Raw genomic sequence first — 12958 nt, 5'->3', positions numbered from 1 at the left:
GCCGCTATTACAAGTGCTGGGGAACCAGTAACTCCGTCGCCACAATCACCACGATCAAACCAACAATCACCGGTACCGAAGTTCGTTTCACCACTTCGAACGGCGAGATTTTTGCCATGCCGGATACTGCCACCACCACGCCAGAAACCGGCGACAGAGTGCGTCCCAGGTTCGAAGCCTGCAGCATCGGGATCACCAGATAAGCCGGGTTAACCCCCATCTGCGCCGCCAGTTTGGGAATCAGCTCTACGAAAGCATAAAACGGAGCGTTGCCTGAACCGGTGGTCATTGCCGCCAGCATGGTAATCACCACCAGCACCAACATCATAATGATGCCGCCGGTACCAAACGACTGCGCCAGGCTGATCAGCCCGCTGATAAACCCGACGGTGCTCAAGCCCTGGGCGAACACGCCGGCAGCTACCAGTAGCATCACTACGCTGGCAAAAGCATCCGCCATACCGCGATAAGCGACCTCCAGACCGCTAAATACCTGTTTGGCACTGAAACTGCGCAGGAACTCAATTACCGCCGCCAACAGCATGCAGCCAACCAACACGGTGATGATATGCAGTTCCGGTCCCCATTTACCATCAAACACCAGCACGCCAAGGATGGGGGTAAACGGCAGCACCGCATAGAACCCCGGCGCATGAGTGGTGATTTCACTCACATCCATAATGTGATGCTGTTCATTGGCTTTCTTATCGAGGTAACGCTGCCAAAAGAAATGCGCAACCGCCATGCAGACAATCGCCGCAATGGAGATCGGTAAGGTGGTTTTAAAGGCGAAATCAACCAATGGCATTTCCGCCGCTTTGGCGGCCAACACCACGTCACCCGACGTCGGAGCCAGAATAATCGCCGCCGGGGAAGCACAAATCGCCGCAGCCGCACCACGGCTGATACCCACATTGACCATCAATGGGAAGAGCGTAGCCATCAGCAATACGCCCAGGCCAGTAGCTGAGGAGACCGCCAGTGACATCAGGCAGGCGACAAAATAGGCCGCCACCATCAAAAGATAAGGGGAATTGATCATTTGCAGCGGACGGGATGCCAGCTTGACCACCACATCATTGGCGCCAATGTGCGTCATATAGGCCGCAAATCCGCACAGCATCATAATCATCATGCCAAGATCGCCACCACGGCTCATCAGCAGAATTTTGACGTATTCAATGATGTCGGTCGCACGCCATCCGGTAGAGGTGGCGCTGGCAGGCAACAGACTTTTGCCCATCAGGGCGCTGATGGCCAACAGCAACAGGCCGCCCACCATCAATACGCCGGTGGCGGAGTAACCTTTGATGATGTAACGGCCAACACCTGCCGCGACAACAGCCCCGATCAGAAGCTCTATCATATTCCCTCAACTTATCATTTTCGTTTTTGACCGTGCCAAAGCGTATAAATCGCTTAACTGCCCACACTCTGCACAAACTCAGGCTCAGACGTCATGATATCCGTCAAAGTTACGGGAGGAAATTATTGGAAAAGGGAAATACTCTGGCGAGGTTTAACAAAGTGTGCAGGCCTGACCACGACCAGCCCGCACACTCCGAGATTAAAGCTTATCGAGCAGTTTTTTAAGATCCTGGCCTTCGCGCGAATCCTTGTTTTTATCGGCCCACTTGTTCAGCGCATCCTTCGCCCGGTTCTGCAGCGTTTTCCGCAAGACCTGGTCGACCTGCAATTGATAGTTAAGTTGGTTCCACGGGCCGTAAACCCGCAGTGGGATCGGCGTTTTCTGCAACTGTTCGATCAGATCGCTGCGCCCTTGCCAACCGCCCGTTACCCGAACGTTAAGCGCCATATCACACTGTTTACCCGGCATGTCCACCGTCCCGTTGCCGCTCAGATTTAGCAACGGAGAATCTGCACCCAACTCGGTAATTTTTACCGTGCCGCGATCCAGACTGGCATTAGCCGACAACTGTTTCACTTCGGTATAACGCTGATAATCTTTTTGTCCACTCACGCTGTTATCATTGCGCGCCACGGCTTGCTGAATCAGTTGTTGAATGTTCAGTCCGTGCAACTGCGCGTCCTGCATCGCCAGTTGGGCAGTGCCCTGCCAGCGCCGTTCAAACGACTGCGACGTCAGACGATCGCCGGTTAAATCCCCTTCCATGCTGAATTTCCCGGTCATGATTTGCGGCATCTCAAACGCCTTCAGAATGCTGCCAAGTTCAACCTGCTTCACCATCGGCTGCACGGTAATCACCGGTCTACGGCCACGTGCATCCAGAGTGCCTGGTAAAGCGAAGTCACCACCAGCCACCTGCCCGGAGAACGAATGCAGCGTTAACAGGCCCTGTCGGTTTTCCGCCTGGGTCGAAAAATGGGTAATATTCATACCGCGGTAGGTGAGTTGATCCACGCTCAAATTAAGCTGGGCGTTAAAATCTTTCAGCACCTCTAATTTCTGCTGAGGATCGTCCATTTGGCTGGCAATGACCGGCGCAGAGGTGACGTTCTGCTCTTGCTGCACTGGCGAACTACTGGATTGCCAGCCGGTAAAGGCGTCAAAATTCACCGCCGCAGACGTCAGATTAAGCGTATAGGCCGGTATCTCACCGAACTCGATACTGGCGCCACCGCTAAAGGTGCTGTCATTGGCACCCAGGCTCAGTTGGCTAAGTGTCACTTGCTGCGGCGTTTGTTGATAGACAACTTGAGTGCTGCCGTCGCCTTTAATACCGCCGGCCAGGATGTCTGCACCTTCCAGTTGGTAACTGAACTGGGTGACATTGGCTGCAATTCGCCGTGGATATTGCTGCAGATCGATATCTGCCGCCAGGTTAAAGGTCAAATCGCGCTGATTGCGGTTTACCCGGCTGGAAATTTCCATTTGCGCCTGGCGTTTGGCATTTTGTTGCAGGGTAAGATTAATATCGCGAACGTTGATCTGTTCATTATTGGCGCGTTGCCAAATCAACAGGCTGTCCACCACCCGCAGATTATCGATATCAAATTTCCACGGCGTATCTACCGACTCTTCTGAGTGACTCGCAGGAGCGATAGGTGCGTCCGGTTGATTTTGTTCTTCACTTTCAGGGGTCAGGCGGATCACGGCGTTTTTCAGCATCACCTGTTTCACAAACAGTTGATGCGACAATAACGGCAGCAGTTTGACATCAAGGCGCATATTATCCGCGCTGATCACCGGCACTTTGGCTCCGGGCGCAGTCAACGTCATACGACCGGCCAGAATGCTGAGCTGCGGCCAGATATGCCAGCGCAAATCACCATCCAGCGTCAGATGATAACCACTCTTTTTCTCGACTTTCGTGACCATATAGGCACGAAAATCATTTGGATTTACCAGCAGTACCAGCGCAGACATCCCCGCCAGCAACACCACCAGTAAAATCACCAAAGTCGTCAGTAATCTTCTCATGCCATCCTCTTGTCAGCGCCACACCGACCGTGCTTCCAGCGCTGTTAATCCTTGTCGATTCGACTGGCTACTGCGCCCTGCTGATCGCGATATTTTGCATCCTGGCGGCTATTGTAAGGACGTGCCGCAGGCCCGGACAGCGGTTCAAAGCTCAGTGCGCCGATCAGCATCCCCGGACGCAATGCCAGTGGCAGCTTACCTGAATTATAGAACTCCAGGACAATTCGGCCCTGCCAACCCGGGTCGATACGGTGTGCAGTAACATGGACCATCAGGCCCAGACGCGCCAGGGAAGAACGCCCGTCCAACCAACCCACCAAATCGTTTGGCAGCGTGACCGACTCCAGCGTGACCGCCAGCGCCAATTCCCCCGGATGCAGGAAGAAAGCCTCTCCTTCCGGCAGAACGATTTCATCACTCATCACGCGATCCAGCGCGGCACTGACTTCATCTTTCGGCCCGCTAAGGTCGATAAACGCAGCAGTATGGCCACGAAAAACGCGGAACTGATTGCCTAAACGGACATCAACTGTTGCCCCGTTAATACGCTCAATCGGCGGACGCGGTGAAATCACCAGTTTTTCGCAATCCAGCCAGGCTTCTATATCACGGTCGCACAGTCTCATTTATTCATCTCCATCAAGGCGTGTCACTAAAACAAAAATTGCCACACAACGGGCAAAAGGTCTACGCCGCGGCGTAAATAGTTGCCCGTCGGCCGGAAACACGGGTTTTCCGGCCATTGGATAGCATTATTCGAAGAACTGGCTGATTTTGGCTTTCAGAATATCGATCGCAATGCGGTTTTTACCCCCGCGTGGGACGATAATATCGGCGTATTGTTTGGAAGGATCGATAAACTGCAGGAACATCGGACGGACGGTTTTCTGGTATTGCGCCATCACCGAATCCATCGAACGGCCACGTTCATTCACATCACGCTTCATACGGCGCATCAGGCAAATATCCAGCGGCGTATCAACGAAGATCGAGAAGTTCATTTCCTGACGCAGACGGATATCCGTCAACAACAGGATCCCCTCAAGAATAATCACCTTTTTAGGTTCCAGGTGAATGGTCTCTTTCTTACGCGTGTGCTCGGTGTAACTGTACAAGGGTAACTCTATCGCCTTGCCTGATTTCAGCATTTGCAGATGCTGAAACAGCAGGTTGTGGTCCATGGCGCTCGGGTGGTCATAGTTTGTCTTGACCCTTTCTTCCATGGTCAAGTGAGTCTGGTCTTTGTAGTAACTGTCTTCAGGAATAACGCCGATATGTTCATCGCCAACCTGATCGCGAAGTTCACGATACAACGTACTGGCGATAAGGCTTTTTCCGGAGGCAGATGCGCCAGCTATACCAATAATGACGCACTGATGCGGCTTGTCAGTCATAAAATTGAAGACCTGATTTCGTAGTGTGAAGGGGGGGAACTAAAACGCGTCAATTATAGGGAGTTAGCGGCCATTGCGCCAGACTATATTGTCGCCGCCAGGCCGCTATATCGGGTTATTTCGTCGGATTGGTCTGCCACGATTTTCAGATGATTGCTTCTAGGGCTATCGGGCATGCCGGGGTAAACTCGGTGACTTGATGATAATCCTGACAATTGGGATGCCTTATTTCACCGGAGAACGACGTGCTGGACTGGTATTTTCTGACATTTTTTGGCGACAGTATGTTGCTGCTGCCGTGTTCATTGATTCTCTTTGTCGTATTGGTCTTACCGCCAGCTACCCGAACCGCCGGTTGGCAGTGGGCGCTGATCTTCGGCGGTGCCGGTGGCGTGGTATGCGCCTCCAAACTGGCCTTTATGGGCTGGGGCATCGGCATTGAAAGCTATGACTTTACCGGCTTTAGTGGCCACTCTGCGCTGGCGGCCAGTATCTGGCCGGTGTTTCTCTGGACGCTGACCGGACGTTTTTCACATGCGGTGCGCAGCATGGCGCTGGTGGCTGGTTTGGTATTGCCCCTCACCATCGGGTTATCGCGGCTGGCCATTCAAGTGCATTCGCCTTCGGAAGTAGTGAGCGGATTAGTGTTGGGTTATCTGGCCAGCACGCTGTTCCTGTGGTTACAGCATGGCAAGCCGCGCCCACAGCTTTCCTGGTTACGGATCATCTGCGCATTGGCTTTACCGCTCGCCCTGATGGGCAACCGGCAACCGGCTCCGACGCAGGGCTTGTTGGAACATATCGCCACCGCCCTCGCACATATCGAACGCCCTTATACCCGCTCCGATCTGCACAAACACGTCACAATTCCATAACCCCCATAAAGCAAAAACCCCGGAGCCTGTCCGGGGTTTTGTTCTAAATCAGTCGCTGTTACAATGCGCGGAAAGAGATTTCCGTTGGGATCGCTTCACCCTGCCAATACATCTGCGCGGCAACACGACCGGCCAGTTGGCGGTAAAGCTCGGCAAACTCGCTGTCCGGGCGGCTTATTACCGTCGGTTCACCGCGATCCAAATCCTCGCGCAGTGAAATATGCAGCGGCAGTTGCCCCAGCAGGCGACTGTGATATTTCTGCACCAGTTTCTCCGCCCCACCGGTACCGAAGATCGGCTCATGATGGCCACAGTTGCTGCAAATATGCACACTCATGTTTTCCACGATGCCCAGAACCGGCACGTGAACCTTTTCGAACATCACGATGCCCTTGGCGGCGTCGAGCAACGCGATATCCTGCGGAGTAGTGACCACCAACGCCCCGGTAACCGGGATGTTCTGCGACAGCGTTAACTGAATATCACCGGTACCCGGTGGCATATCCAGCACCAGATAGTCCAGATCCGGCCACAAGGTATCTTGCAACAATTGCATTAACGCCTTACTGGCCATCGGGCCGCGCCACACCATGGCATTATCGTCGGTCACCAGATAGCCAATAGAGTTGGTTGCCAGACCGTGCGCCAGAATCGGTGCCATGTGTTGCCCATCCGGCGAGGTTGGACGCTCGTTCTCGGTGCCCAGCATATTCGGGATCGACGGGCCATAAATGTCAGCATCCAGAATACCGACCTTGGCCCCTTCCGCCGCCAGCGCTAACGCCAGGTTAACCGCTGTGGTGGATTTGCCCACCCCGCCCTTACCGGAACTGATGGCGATAATATTACGCACACCCTTGATACCGGCCTGATCATTGGCGCGTTTCAGGGTAGTAATGTCGTGCTTCAGTTTCCAGTCGATCGCCTCAGCACCGGTCACGCGCAGCAATTCTGCACTGACGCTGTCTTTCAGCACCTCAAAACCGCTCTGCCAGGCGAACGGCATGATCAGTTCAATGTGCAGCACATGATCCAACAGCGCGCAGTGATGAATTGCCTTCAGCGCGGTCAGGTTGTTTTTTAACGTCGGGTGTTCAAAGGCGGCCAGTACACCGGTCACCAGGGCACGCAGAACTTCGGGGTTGGTCTGCTCGGGGGATTTCGCGTTCATCCCGGCTCCTTGATTTTGAATGGATAGCTTCCCGCTAAGCATATCAGAACTGCGGGCCGGTCGGCGCATGTCTGTATAAAGAAACCGCCCTAGCCGTGGCGGACGCGATCGGGTAACATCAAAGGTCCTTTTATTCATTACAGAAACCAAGTTCTCACTATGCCTCAAGTCGCGAAAAAATTATTGGTGACGTGCGCGCTGCCGTACGCAAATGGTTCCATCCATCTCGGCCACATGCTCGAGCATATCCAGGCAGATATCTGGGTTCGTTACCAACGAATGCGCGGCAACGAGGTTCATTTCATCTGCGCGGACGACGCGCACGGCACGCCAATCATGCTGAAAGCTCAGCAGTTGGGCATCAAGCCGGAAGAAATGATTGCGGAAATGAGCCAGGAGCACCAACAGGATTTCGCCGGTTTTGGCATCAGCTATGACAACTATCATTCAACCCATAGCGATGAGAACCGTGAACTGTCGAGCCTGATTTACGGTCGCCTGAAAGAAAACGGCTTTATCAAAAATCGAACCATTTCTCAGCTGTACGATCCAGAGAAAGGCATGTTCCTGCCCGATCGCTTCGTTAAAGGCACCTGCCCGAAATGCAAATCACCGGATCAATACGGCGATAACTGCGAAGTCTGTGGCGCGACCTACAGCCCGACCGAGCTGATCGATCCAAAATCCGTGGTTTCCGGTGCGACGCCAGTGCTGCGTGACTCCGAGCACTTCTTCTTTGATCTGCCGTCGTTCAGCGAAATGTTGCAGGCCTGGACCCGCTCCGGCGCACTGCAAGAGCAGGTGGCGAACAAGATGCAGGAGTGGTTTGAGTCCGGTCTGCAACAGTGGGATATCTCCCGTGATGCGCCGTATTTCGGCTTTGAAATCCCTGATGCCCCAGGCAAATACTTCTACGTCTGGCTGGATGCGCCAATCGGTTATATGGGTTCATTCAAAAACCTGTGCGACAAGCGCGGCGATCTGGACTTTGATGAGTTCTGGCGCAAAGACTCCACCACCGAGCTGTATCACTTTATCGGCAAAGACATCGTTTATTTCCACAGCCTGTTCTGGCCGGCAATGCTGGAAGGCAGTAATTTCCGCAAACCGACCAACCTGTTCGTACACGGCTACGTGACGGTCAACGGCGCCAAGATGTCCAAGTCTCGCGGCACCTTTATCAAGGCCGGTACCTATCTGCAACACCTGGATGCCGACTGCCTGCGTTACTACTACGCCGCCAAGCTGTCTTCGCGCATTGACGATATCGACCTGAATCTGGAAGATTTCGTGCAGCGGGTGAACGCCGACATCGTGAACAAGGTGGTTAACCTGGCTTCGCGCAACGCCGGCTTTATCAGCAAGCGTTTTGGTGGTCAACTGGCCGACAAGCTGGCCGACCCGGCGCTGTACCAAACCTTCGTTGACGCAGCGCAAAGCATCGCCGAAGCCTATGCCAGCCGTGAGTCCGGCCGCGCAATCCGCGAAATCATGGCGCTGGCCGATCTGGCAAACCGCTATGTGGATGAGCAGGCGCCGTGGGTAGTAGCTAAACAGGAAGGCCGTGATGCTGACTTGCAAGCCATTTGTTCAATGGGCATCAACCTGTTCCGCGTACTGATGACCTACCTGAAACCGGTAATGCCGTCACTGACTGAACGCACCGAAGCCTTCCTTAATTGTGAGCTGAGCTGGGACAGCATCCAGCAACCGTTGCTAAGTCATCAGGTCAATCCATTCAAAGCCCTGTTCAACCGTATCGATCTGGACAAGGTGAATGAGATGGTCAGTGCTTCAAAAGAAGATATGGCAGCAGCTAAAGTGGTCACCGGCCCGCTGGCTGAGGATCCGATTCAGGACACCATCACTTTTGACGATTTCGCCAAGGTCGATATGCGTATTGCACTGATCACCAGCGCCGACTTTGTTGAAGGCTCGGACAAGTTGCTGAAGCTGCAGTTGGACCTGGGTGGAGAAACACGCCAGATCTTCTCCGGCATTCGTTCCGCTTACCCGGATCCGAAAGCGCTTGAAGGCCGCCTGACCATCATGGTTGCCAACCTTGCGCCACGCAAAATGCGCTTCGGTATCTCCGAAGGCATGGTAATGGCTGCCGGCCCGGGCGGAAAAGAAATCTTCCTGCTTAGCCCGGACAGCGGCGCGCAACCAGGAATGCAGGTAAAATAACCCCCGCGTCCACTGACAGGGTCGAGCTTGCTCGGCCCTTTTTATTTGATTCCCCTGAGTACCTCCTTCAGCCCCTTCCCAAGAGAATCATTTCGGTTCCGATGTTCCGACATTAAAGTAGACGTCCAGAAGGAAAGACTGCTATAAATAGCCACTTACCGGGATAGTTCTCATCTGCTTTCGGAGCCAATAATAATGAAAACCCTAAAGACCCCGCTGCTGGCCATTGGCCTACTGACCGCTCTGCCGTTGTTTGCCGCAGAAATCCCTGCGCCGGTACCCACCGCCATCGCTCAACATCAGGGCCCGATTCGTATTGCGGTGATCCGCAATCTGGGCTCCGACGACAACACCACTCAGTTTCTGGCCGGTACCCTCCAGGAAGGCCGCAAGCTGGGCTTTAAGGTGGATACCTTCCTCAGCAACGGTGACGACGCCCGTTTTCAGGATTTCGTGAATCAGGCCATCAGCCAGAAATATGACGGCATTATTCTCTCGCAGGGTCGTGCGCCCTATTCCACCGAACTGGTCAAACGCATTACGGCAGCGGGCATTGCCGTATCCGCCTTTGATACCGACATCAGCGGCACTCTCCCCGGCGTCACCGTTTCACAGCAGGATGACGCCTCGCTGGCCAATGAGTCTTTCGGTCAGTTGATCAAGGATTTCAACGGCAAGGCCAATATCATCAAACTCTGGGTGGCCGGTTTCCCGCCGATGGAACGCCGCCAGGCCGCTTATCAACAGTTGCTGAAACAGAACCCGGGCATTCACGAGCTGGAATCGATCGGCGCAGTGTCATCCGATGTACAGGGTGATACCGCCAACAAGGTTGGCGCCGTGCTGGCCAAATATCCGAAAGGCAAGATCGACGCGATTTGGGGTACCTGGGATGCCTTTAGTCAGGGTGCCTACAAGGCGTTGAAAGAGAATGGCCGTACCGAGATCAAACTGTACAGTATCGACATCTCTAATCAGGATTTGCAGCTGATGCGCGAAGCCAACAGCCCGTGGAAAGTCAGCGTGGCGGTGGACACCAAACTGATCGGCGCAATTAACCTGCGTCTGGTGGCAAACAAAATTGCCGGAGAACCGACGCCGGCAACCTACGAATTTAAAGCCGCCGCAATTCCACAGGCACTGCTGGTCAGCCAGCCCGGGCCTGTCAACGTCGCCGGCCTGGCCAAAATCATCCCGGGCTGGGGCAGCAGCGATGCATTCATCCAGCCCTGGTTCGCCACGCTGCAGGCCAAAACGGGCAAATAATTCAGATCCTGCATATACTCAGGCAGATTCCAGCGGCGCCCCTATTAATCGGGGCGAATATATTCGCCTCCAACGGTTAGCCACACCAAATTAATCACCGTATGCATAAACAGGTCTGACATGAAGGGATTCCCACCGCTGATCAACACCTTGCTGGCCAGCTCGCTGGTATTGACCATTGGGCGTGGCGTCACGCTGCCGTTCATTACCATCTATCTCACCGGGCATTTCCACCTGCAGCCAAAAAGCGTCGGGATCATTTTGGGCATCAGCCTGATGATCGGTATTTTCGCCAGTTTGTATGGCGGTTACCTGGTCGACAAGTTCAACAAAAACACCTTGATCCTGATGGCCATTTTGCTGTTCGCCCTGAGTTTTTTCGCTATTCCGTGGATCCCGCGTCCGGGCGGCATCATCGTGGTATTGGCGATTCTGCATACCGCCTATTCGGTGCTGGGCATCACCATCAAGGCCTGTTTTGCCGACTGGCTACCGGTTGCACAACGCATCAAAGCCTTTTCAATTAACTACACGCTGGTGAACGTCGGCTGGGCGGTAGGTTCGTCATTGGGCGTCATGGTGGCAGGACTAAACCCATTGTTGCCCTTCTACCTTTCTGGCGGGTTGGCTTTATTCACAGTGACAGCATTGAGTTTTAGCCTGCACCGGCAACGCGCCACACCGCCAACGGCGACTGATGTCGTGCCCTCTGCACCGCCCAATTTCCGCCAAACACTGACCATTCTGCGAAGCGACCACCGGCTGATTTACTTTACTCTCGGCAGTACGCTCGGGGCGGTGGTGTTCGGCCAGTTCACCGGTTATTTGTCGCAATACCTGATCCTGGTTTCCAACGCCGAGTTTGCCTACCAGGTCATAGGCGCAGTGATGATCGTCAATGCCTGTATCGTCATCGCCCTGCAGTATTTACTGAGCCGAGGTATGCGCCAGGAAAACATGCTGCGCTGGCTGGCGCTGGGCACCGTATTTTTCATTCTGGGGCTGATCGGTTTTAGCCTGGCCGGGCAATCACTCTGGCTGTGGGCCATCGCTATGGCGATATTTACCCTGGGGGAGATTATCGTGATCCCGGTGGAGTATATGTTTATCGACTTTATCGCCCCACAACATCTGAAAGGCAGTTACTACGGTGTACAAAACCTCAGCGCTCTGGGCGGTGCCATCAACCCGGTGCTGTGCGGTTTTATACTCAGCTATGCCGCGCCGCAAATGATGTTTGTGATGTTGATTGCTGCCGCATTGTTCAGCCTGCTATTCTTTTTCCTCGGTCATCGTCTGGCGCAAAAGCAGCAATATCGCACCAGCATCATCAGTACAAAATAAATGCACACCGGACTTAACTACGGCTGTCAACCTGCCTGGCAGGCATGGCAGCCATAGAGAGAATTCATGGTGTGATTTGTGGCGAAGGTCACAGTTTAATTGTATGATGAATGCATCGGTTAAACGGGATTAAGTTATGACCAAGCTATTCACTCTGTGCTGGAAATACCTGAGGGCCATCGTCCTTATCTACCTTTGCTTATTCGCCGGCAATGCCATCGCGGCGCTGCTGCCGATCGCCATTCCCGGCAGCATTATCGGCATGTTGCTGCTGTTCGCCCTGCTCTCCACGCAAATTATGCCGGCCAAGTGGGTCAAACCCGGCTGTCATCTGCTGATCCGCTATATGGTGCTGTTGTTTGTGCCCATCGGCGTTGGCGTGATGAAATACTATGATCAAATCCTCGATCACCTCGGTCCGCTGGTGGTTTCCTGCATTATCAGCACCCTGATGGTGCTGGTGGTGGTGGGTTATACCTCGCATTATTTCCACCGGGAGCGTCGCATCGTCGGCAAACCGGATGCCGCGGAGGGTGAAAAATGATCCATGAAATCTGGTGGTCATTGCCACTGACGCTGGCAGTCTACTTTGCCGCCCGCAAACTGGCGCAGTGGTTGAACATGCCGTTGCTGAACCCGCTGCTGGTATCGATGGCGGTGATCATTCCCCTGCTGTTACTGACCGGCATCCCTTATGAACGCTATTTTCAGGGCAGCAAAATTCTCAATGACTTATTGCAGCCCGCCGTCGTCGCGCTGGCCTACCCGCTGTATGAACAGCTGCACCAGATCCGCGCCCGCTGGAAGTCCATTATCGCCGTCTGCTTTATCGGCAGTATGACGGCCATGATCAGCGGCGGATCCATCGCTTTGTGGATGGGGGCGACTCCGGAAATTGCCGCTTCCATTATGCCCAAATCGGTTACGACCCCTATCGCCATGGCAGTGGCGGAATCGCTCGGCGGCATCCCGGCCATCAGCGCCGTCTGCGTAATCTTCGTCGGTATTCTCGGCGCAGTGTTCGGACATACATTATTTAAGCTATTGAAAATCACCACTCGCTCGGCGAGGGGGTTGGCCATGGGTACAGCATCTCATGCGCTGGGCACGGCTCGTTGCGCGGAGATGGACTATCAAGAGGGGGCTTTCGGCTCTTTGGCGCTGGTGATCTGCGGGATCATCACCTCACTGCTGGCCCCTTTCCTGTTTCCGGTGTTACTGCACCTGTTCGGTTAGCGGCGTTAAAACTTGCGAGACATCTCGCAATTATGTTTTTCATTGCATTGATTTCATCAATAAAGAGATTTGCATCACACTT

11 protein-coding genes are annotated in these 12958 nt (G+C 54.0%); 6 read left to right on the top strand and 5 right to left on the bottom strand.

Features of this window, described 5'->3' with window-relative positions; translation table 11 throughout:
- Positions 1 to 7: 7 nt before the first annotated feature.
- From dcuC to udk, 4 genes are all read right to left on the bottom strand, one after another.
- Positions 8 to 1366, bottom strand: a complete 1359-nt coding sequence (gene dcuC / locus E5C26_RS08000; RefSeq protein WP_017892176.1) for an anaerobic C4-dicarboxylate transporter DcuC — start codon at positions 1364 to 1366, stop codon at positions 8 to 10.
- A gap of 201 nt (positions 1367 to 1567) precedes the next feature.
- Complete coding sequence (asmA, locus tag E5C26_RS07995) at positions 1568 to 3403, bottom strand: outer membrane assembly protein AsmA (RefSeq protein ID WP_135315812.1); 1836 nt, start codon at positions 3401 to 3403, stop codon at positions 1568 to 1570.
- A gap of 44 nt (positions 3404 to 3447) precedes the next feature.
- Positions 3448 to 4029: a dCTP deaminase gene (gene dcd, locus E5C26_RS07990; protein WP_012006010.1), complete on the bottom strand. Its 582-nt coding sequence runs from the start codon at positions 4027 to 4029 to the stop codon at positions 3448 to 3450.
- A gap of 126 nt (positions 4030 to 4155) precedes the next feature.
- Positions 4156 to 4797 (bottom strand): uridine kinase, encoded by a 642-nt coding sequence (udk, locus tag E5C26_RS07985; protein WP_012006009.1) that lies wholly within the window; start codon positions 4795 to 4797, stop codon positions 4156 to 4158.
- 245 nt (positions 4798 to 5042) lie between these two features.
- Here udk and E5C26_RS07980 point away from each other — a divergent pair, with 245 nt between their 5' ends.
- The gene (locus E5C26_RS07980; protein WP_135315811.1) at positions 5043 to 5672 is read left to right on the top strand and encodes a phosphatase PAP2 family protein; all 630 of its coding nucleotides are present in this window, start codon (positions 5043 to 5045) and stop codon (positions 5670 to 5672) included.
- Positions 5673 to 5730: 58 nt separating this feature from the next.
- Here E5C26_RS07980 and apbC read toward each other — a convergent pair whose 3' ends face one another.
- The gene (gene apbC / locus E5C26_RS07975; RefSeq protein WP_135315810.1) at positions 5731 to 6843 is read right to left on the bottom strand and encodes an iron-sulfur cluster carrier protein ApbC; all 1113 of its coding nucleotides are present in this window, start codon (positions 6841 to 6843) and stop codon (positions 5731 to 5733) included.
- 159 nt (positions 6844 to 7002) lie between these two features.
- On the opposite strand from apbC, the gene metG reads away from it, so the two are divergent.
- From metG to E5C26_RS07950, 5 genes are all read left to right on the top strand, one after another.
- The gene (gene metG, locus E5C26_RS07970; RefSeq protein ID WP_135315809.1) at positions 7003 to 9030 is read left to right on the top strand and encodes a methionine--tRNA ligase; all 2028 of its coding nucleotides are present in this window, start codon (positions 7003 to 7005) and stop codon (positions 9028 to 9030) included.
- Between the two features lie 195 nt (positions 9031 to 9225).
- Positions 9226 to 10296: a sugar ABC transporter substrate-binding protein gene (locus tag E5C26_RS07965; protein ID WP_135315808.1), complete on the top strand. Its 1071-nt coding sequence runs from the start codon at positions 9226 to 9228 to the stop codon at positions 10294 to 10296.
- Between the two features lie 120 nt (positions 10297 to 10416).
- Positions 10417 to 11640, top strand: a complete 1224-nt coding sequence (locus tag E5C26_RS07960) for an MFS transporter (protein WP_135315807.1) — start codon at positions 10417 to 10419, stop codon at positions 11638 to 11640.
- A 136-nt stretch (positions 11641 to 11776) separates the two neighbouring features.
- Positions 11777 to 12184, top strand: a complete 408-nt coding sequence (locus E5C26_RS07955) for a CidA/LrgA family protein (RefSeq protein ID WP_135315806.1) — start codon at positions 11777 to 11779, stop codon at positions 12182 to 12184.
- Positions 12181 to 12876, top strand: a complete 696-nt coding sequence (locus tag E5C26_RS07950) for a CidB/LrgB family autolysis modulator (protein ID WP_135315805.1) — start codon at positions 12181 to 12183, stop codon at positions 12874 to 12876. The genes E5C26_RS07955 and E5C26_RS07950 overlap by 4 nt, the downstream gene beginning before the upstream one ends.
- Positions 12877 to 12958: the final 82 nt, after the last annotated feature.

Origin of the sequence: Serratia proteamaculans (assembly GCF_004684015.1) — a bacterium.
GTDB lineage: Bacteria > Pseudomonadota > Gammaproteobacteria > Enterobacterales > Enterobacteriaceae > Serratia > Serratia proteamaculans_F.
The sequence above is the reverse complement of the archived record's forward strand: the minus strand, read 5'-3'. Positions and strand labels throughout refer to the sequence as shown.

Excerpts from the sequence above, each read along its gene's own strand:
- metG (WP_135315809.1), top strand. The coding sequence starts at position 7,003 with ATGCCTCAAGTCGCGAAAAAATTATTGGTGACGTGCGCGCTGCCGTAC.
- asmA (WP_135315812.1), bottom strand. The coding sequence starts at position 3,403 with ATGAGAAGATTACTGACGACTTTGGTGATTTTACTGGTGGTGTTGCTG.
- dcuC (WP_017892176.1), bottom strand. The coding sequence starts at position 1,366 with ATGATAGAGCTTCTGATCGGGGCTGTTGTCGCGGCAGGTGTTGGCCGT.
- E5C26_RS07960 (WP_135315807.1), top strand. The coding sequence starts at position 10,417 with ATGAAGGGATTCCCACCGCTGATCAACACCTTGCTGGCCAGCTCGCTG.
- udk (WP_012006009.1), bottom strand. The coding sequence starts at position 4,797 with ATGACTGACAAGCCGCATCAGTGCGTCATTATTGGTATAGCTGGCGCA.
- dcd (WP_012006010.1), bottom strand. The coding sequence starts at position 4,029 with ATGAGACTGTGCGACCGTGATATAGAAGCCTGGCTGGATTGCGAAAAA.
- E5C26_RS07965 (WP_135315808.1), top strand. The coding sequence starts at position 9,226 with ATGAAAACCCTAAAGACCCCGCTGCTGGCCATTGGCCTACTGACCGCT.
- E5C26_RS07955 (WP_135315806.1), top strand. The coding sequence starts at position 11,777 with ATGACCAAGCTATTCACTCTGTGCTGGAAATACCTGAGGGCCATCGTC.
- apbC (WP_135315810.1), bottom strand. The coding sequence starts at position 6,843 with ATGAACGCGAAATCCCCCGAGCAGACCAACCCCGAAGTTCTGCGTGCC.
- E5C26_RS07950 (WP_135315805.1), top strand. The coding sequence starts at position 12,181 with ATGATCCATGAAATCTGGTGGTCATTGCCACTGACGCTGGCAGTCTAC.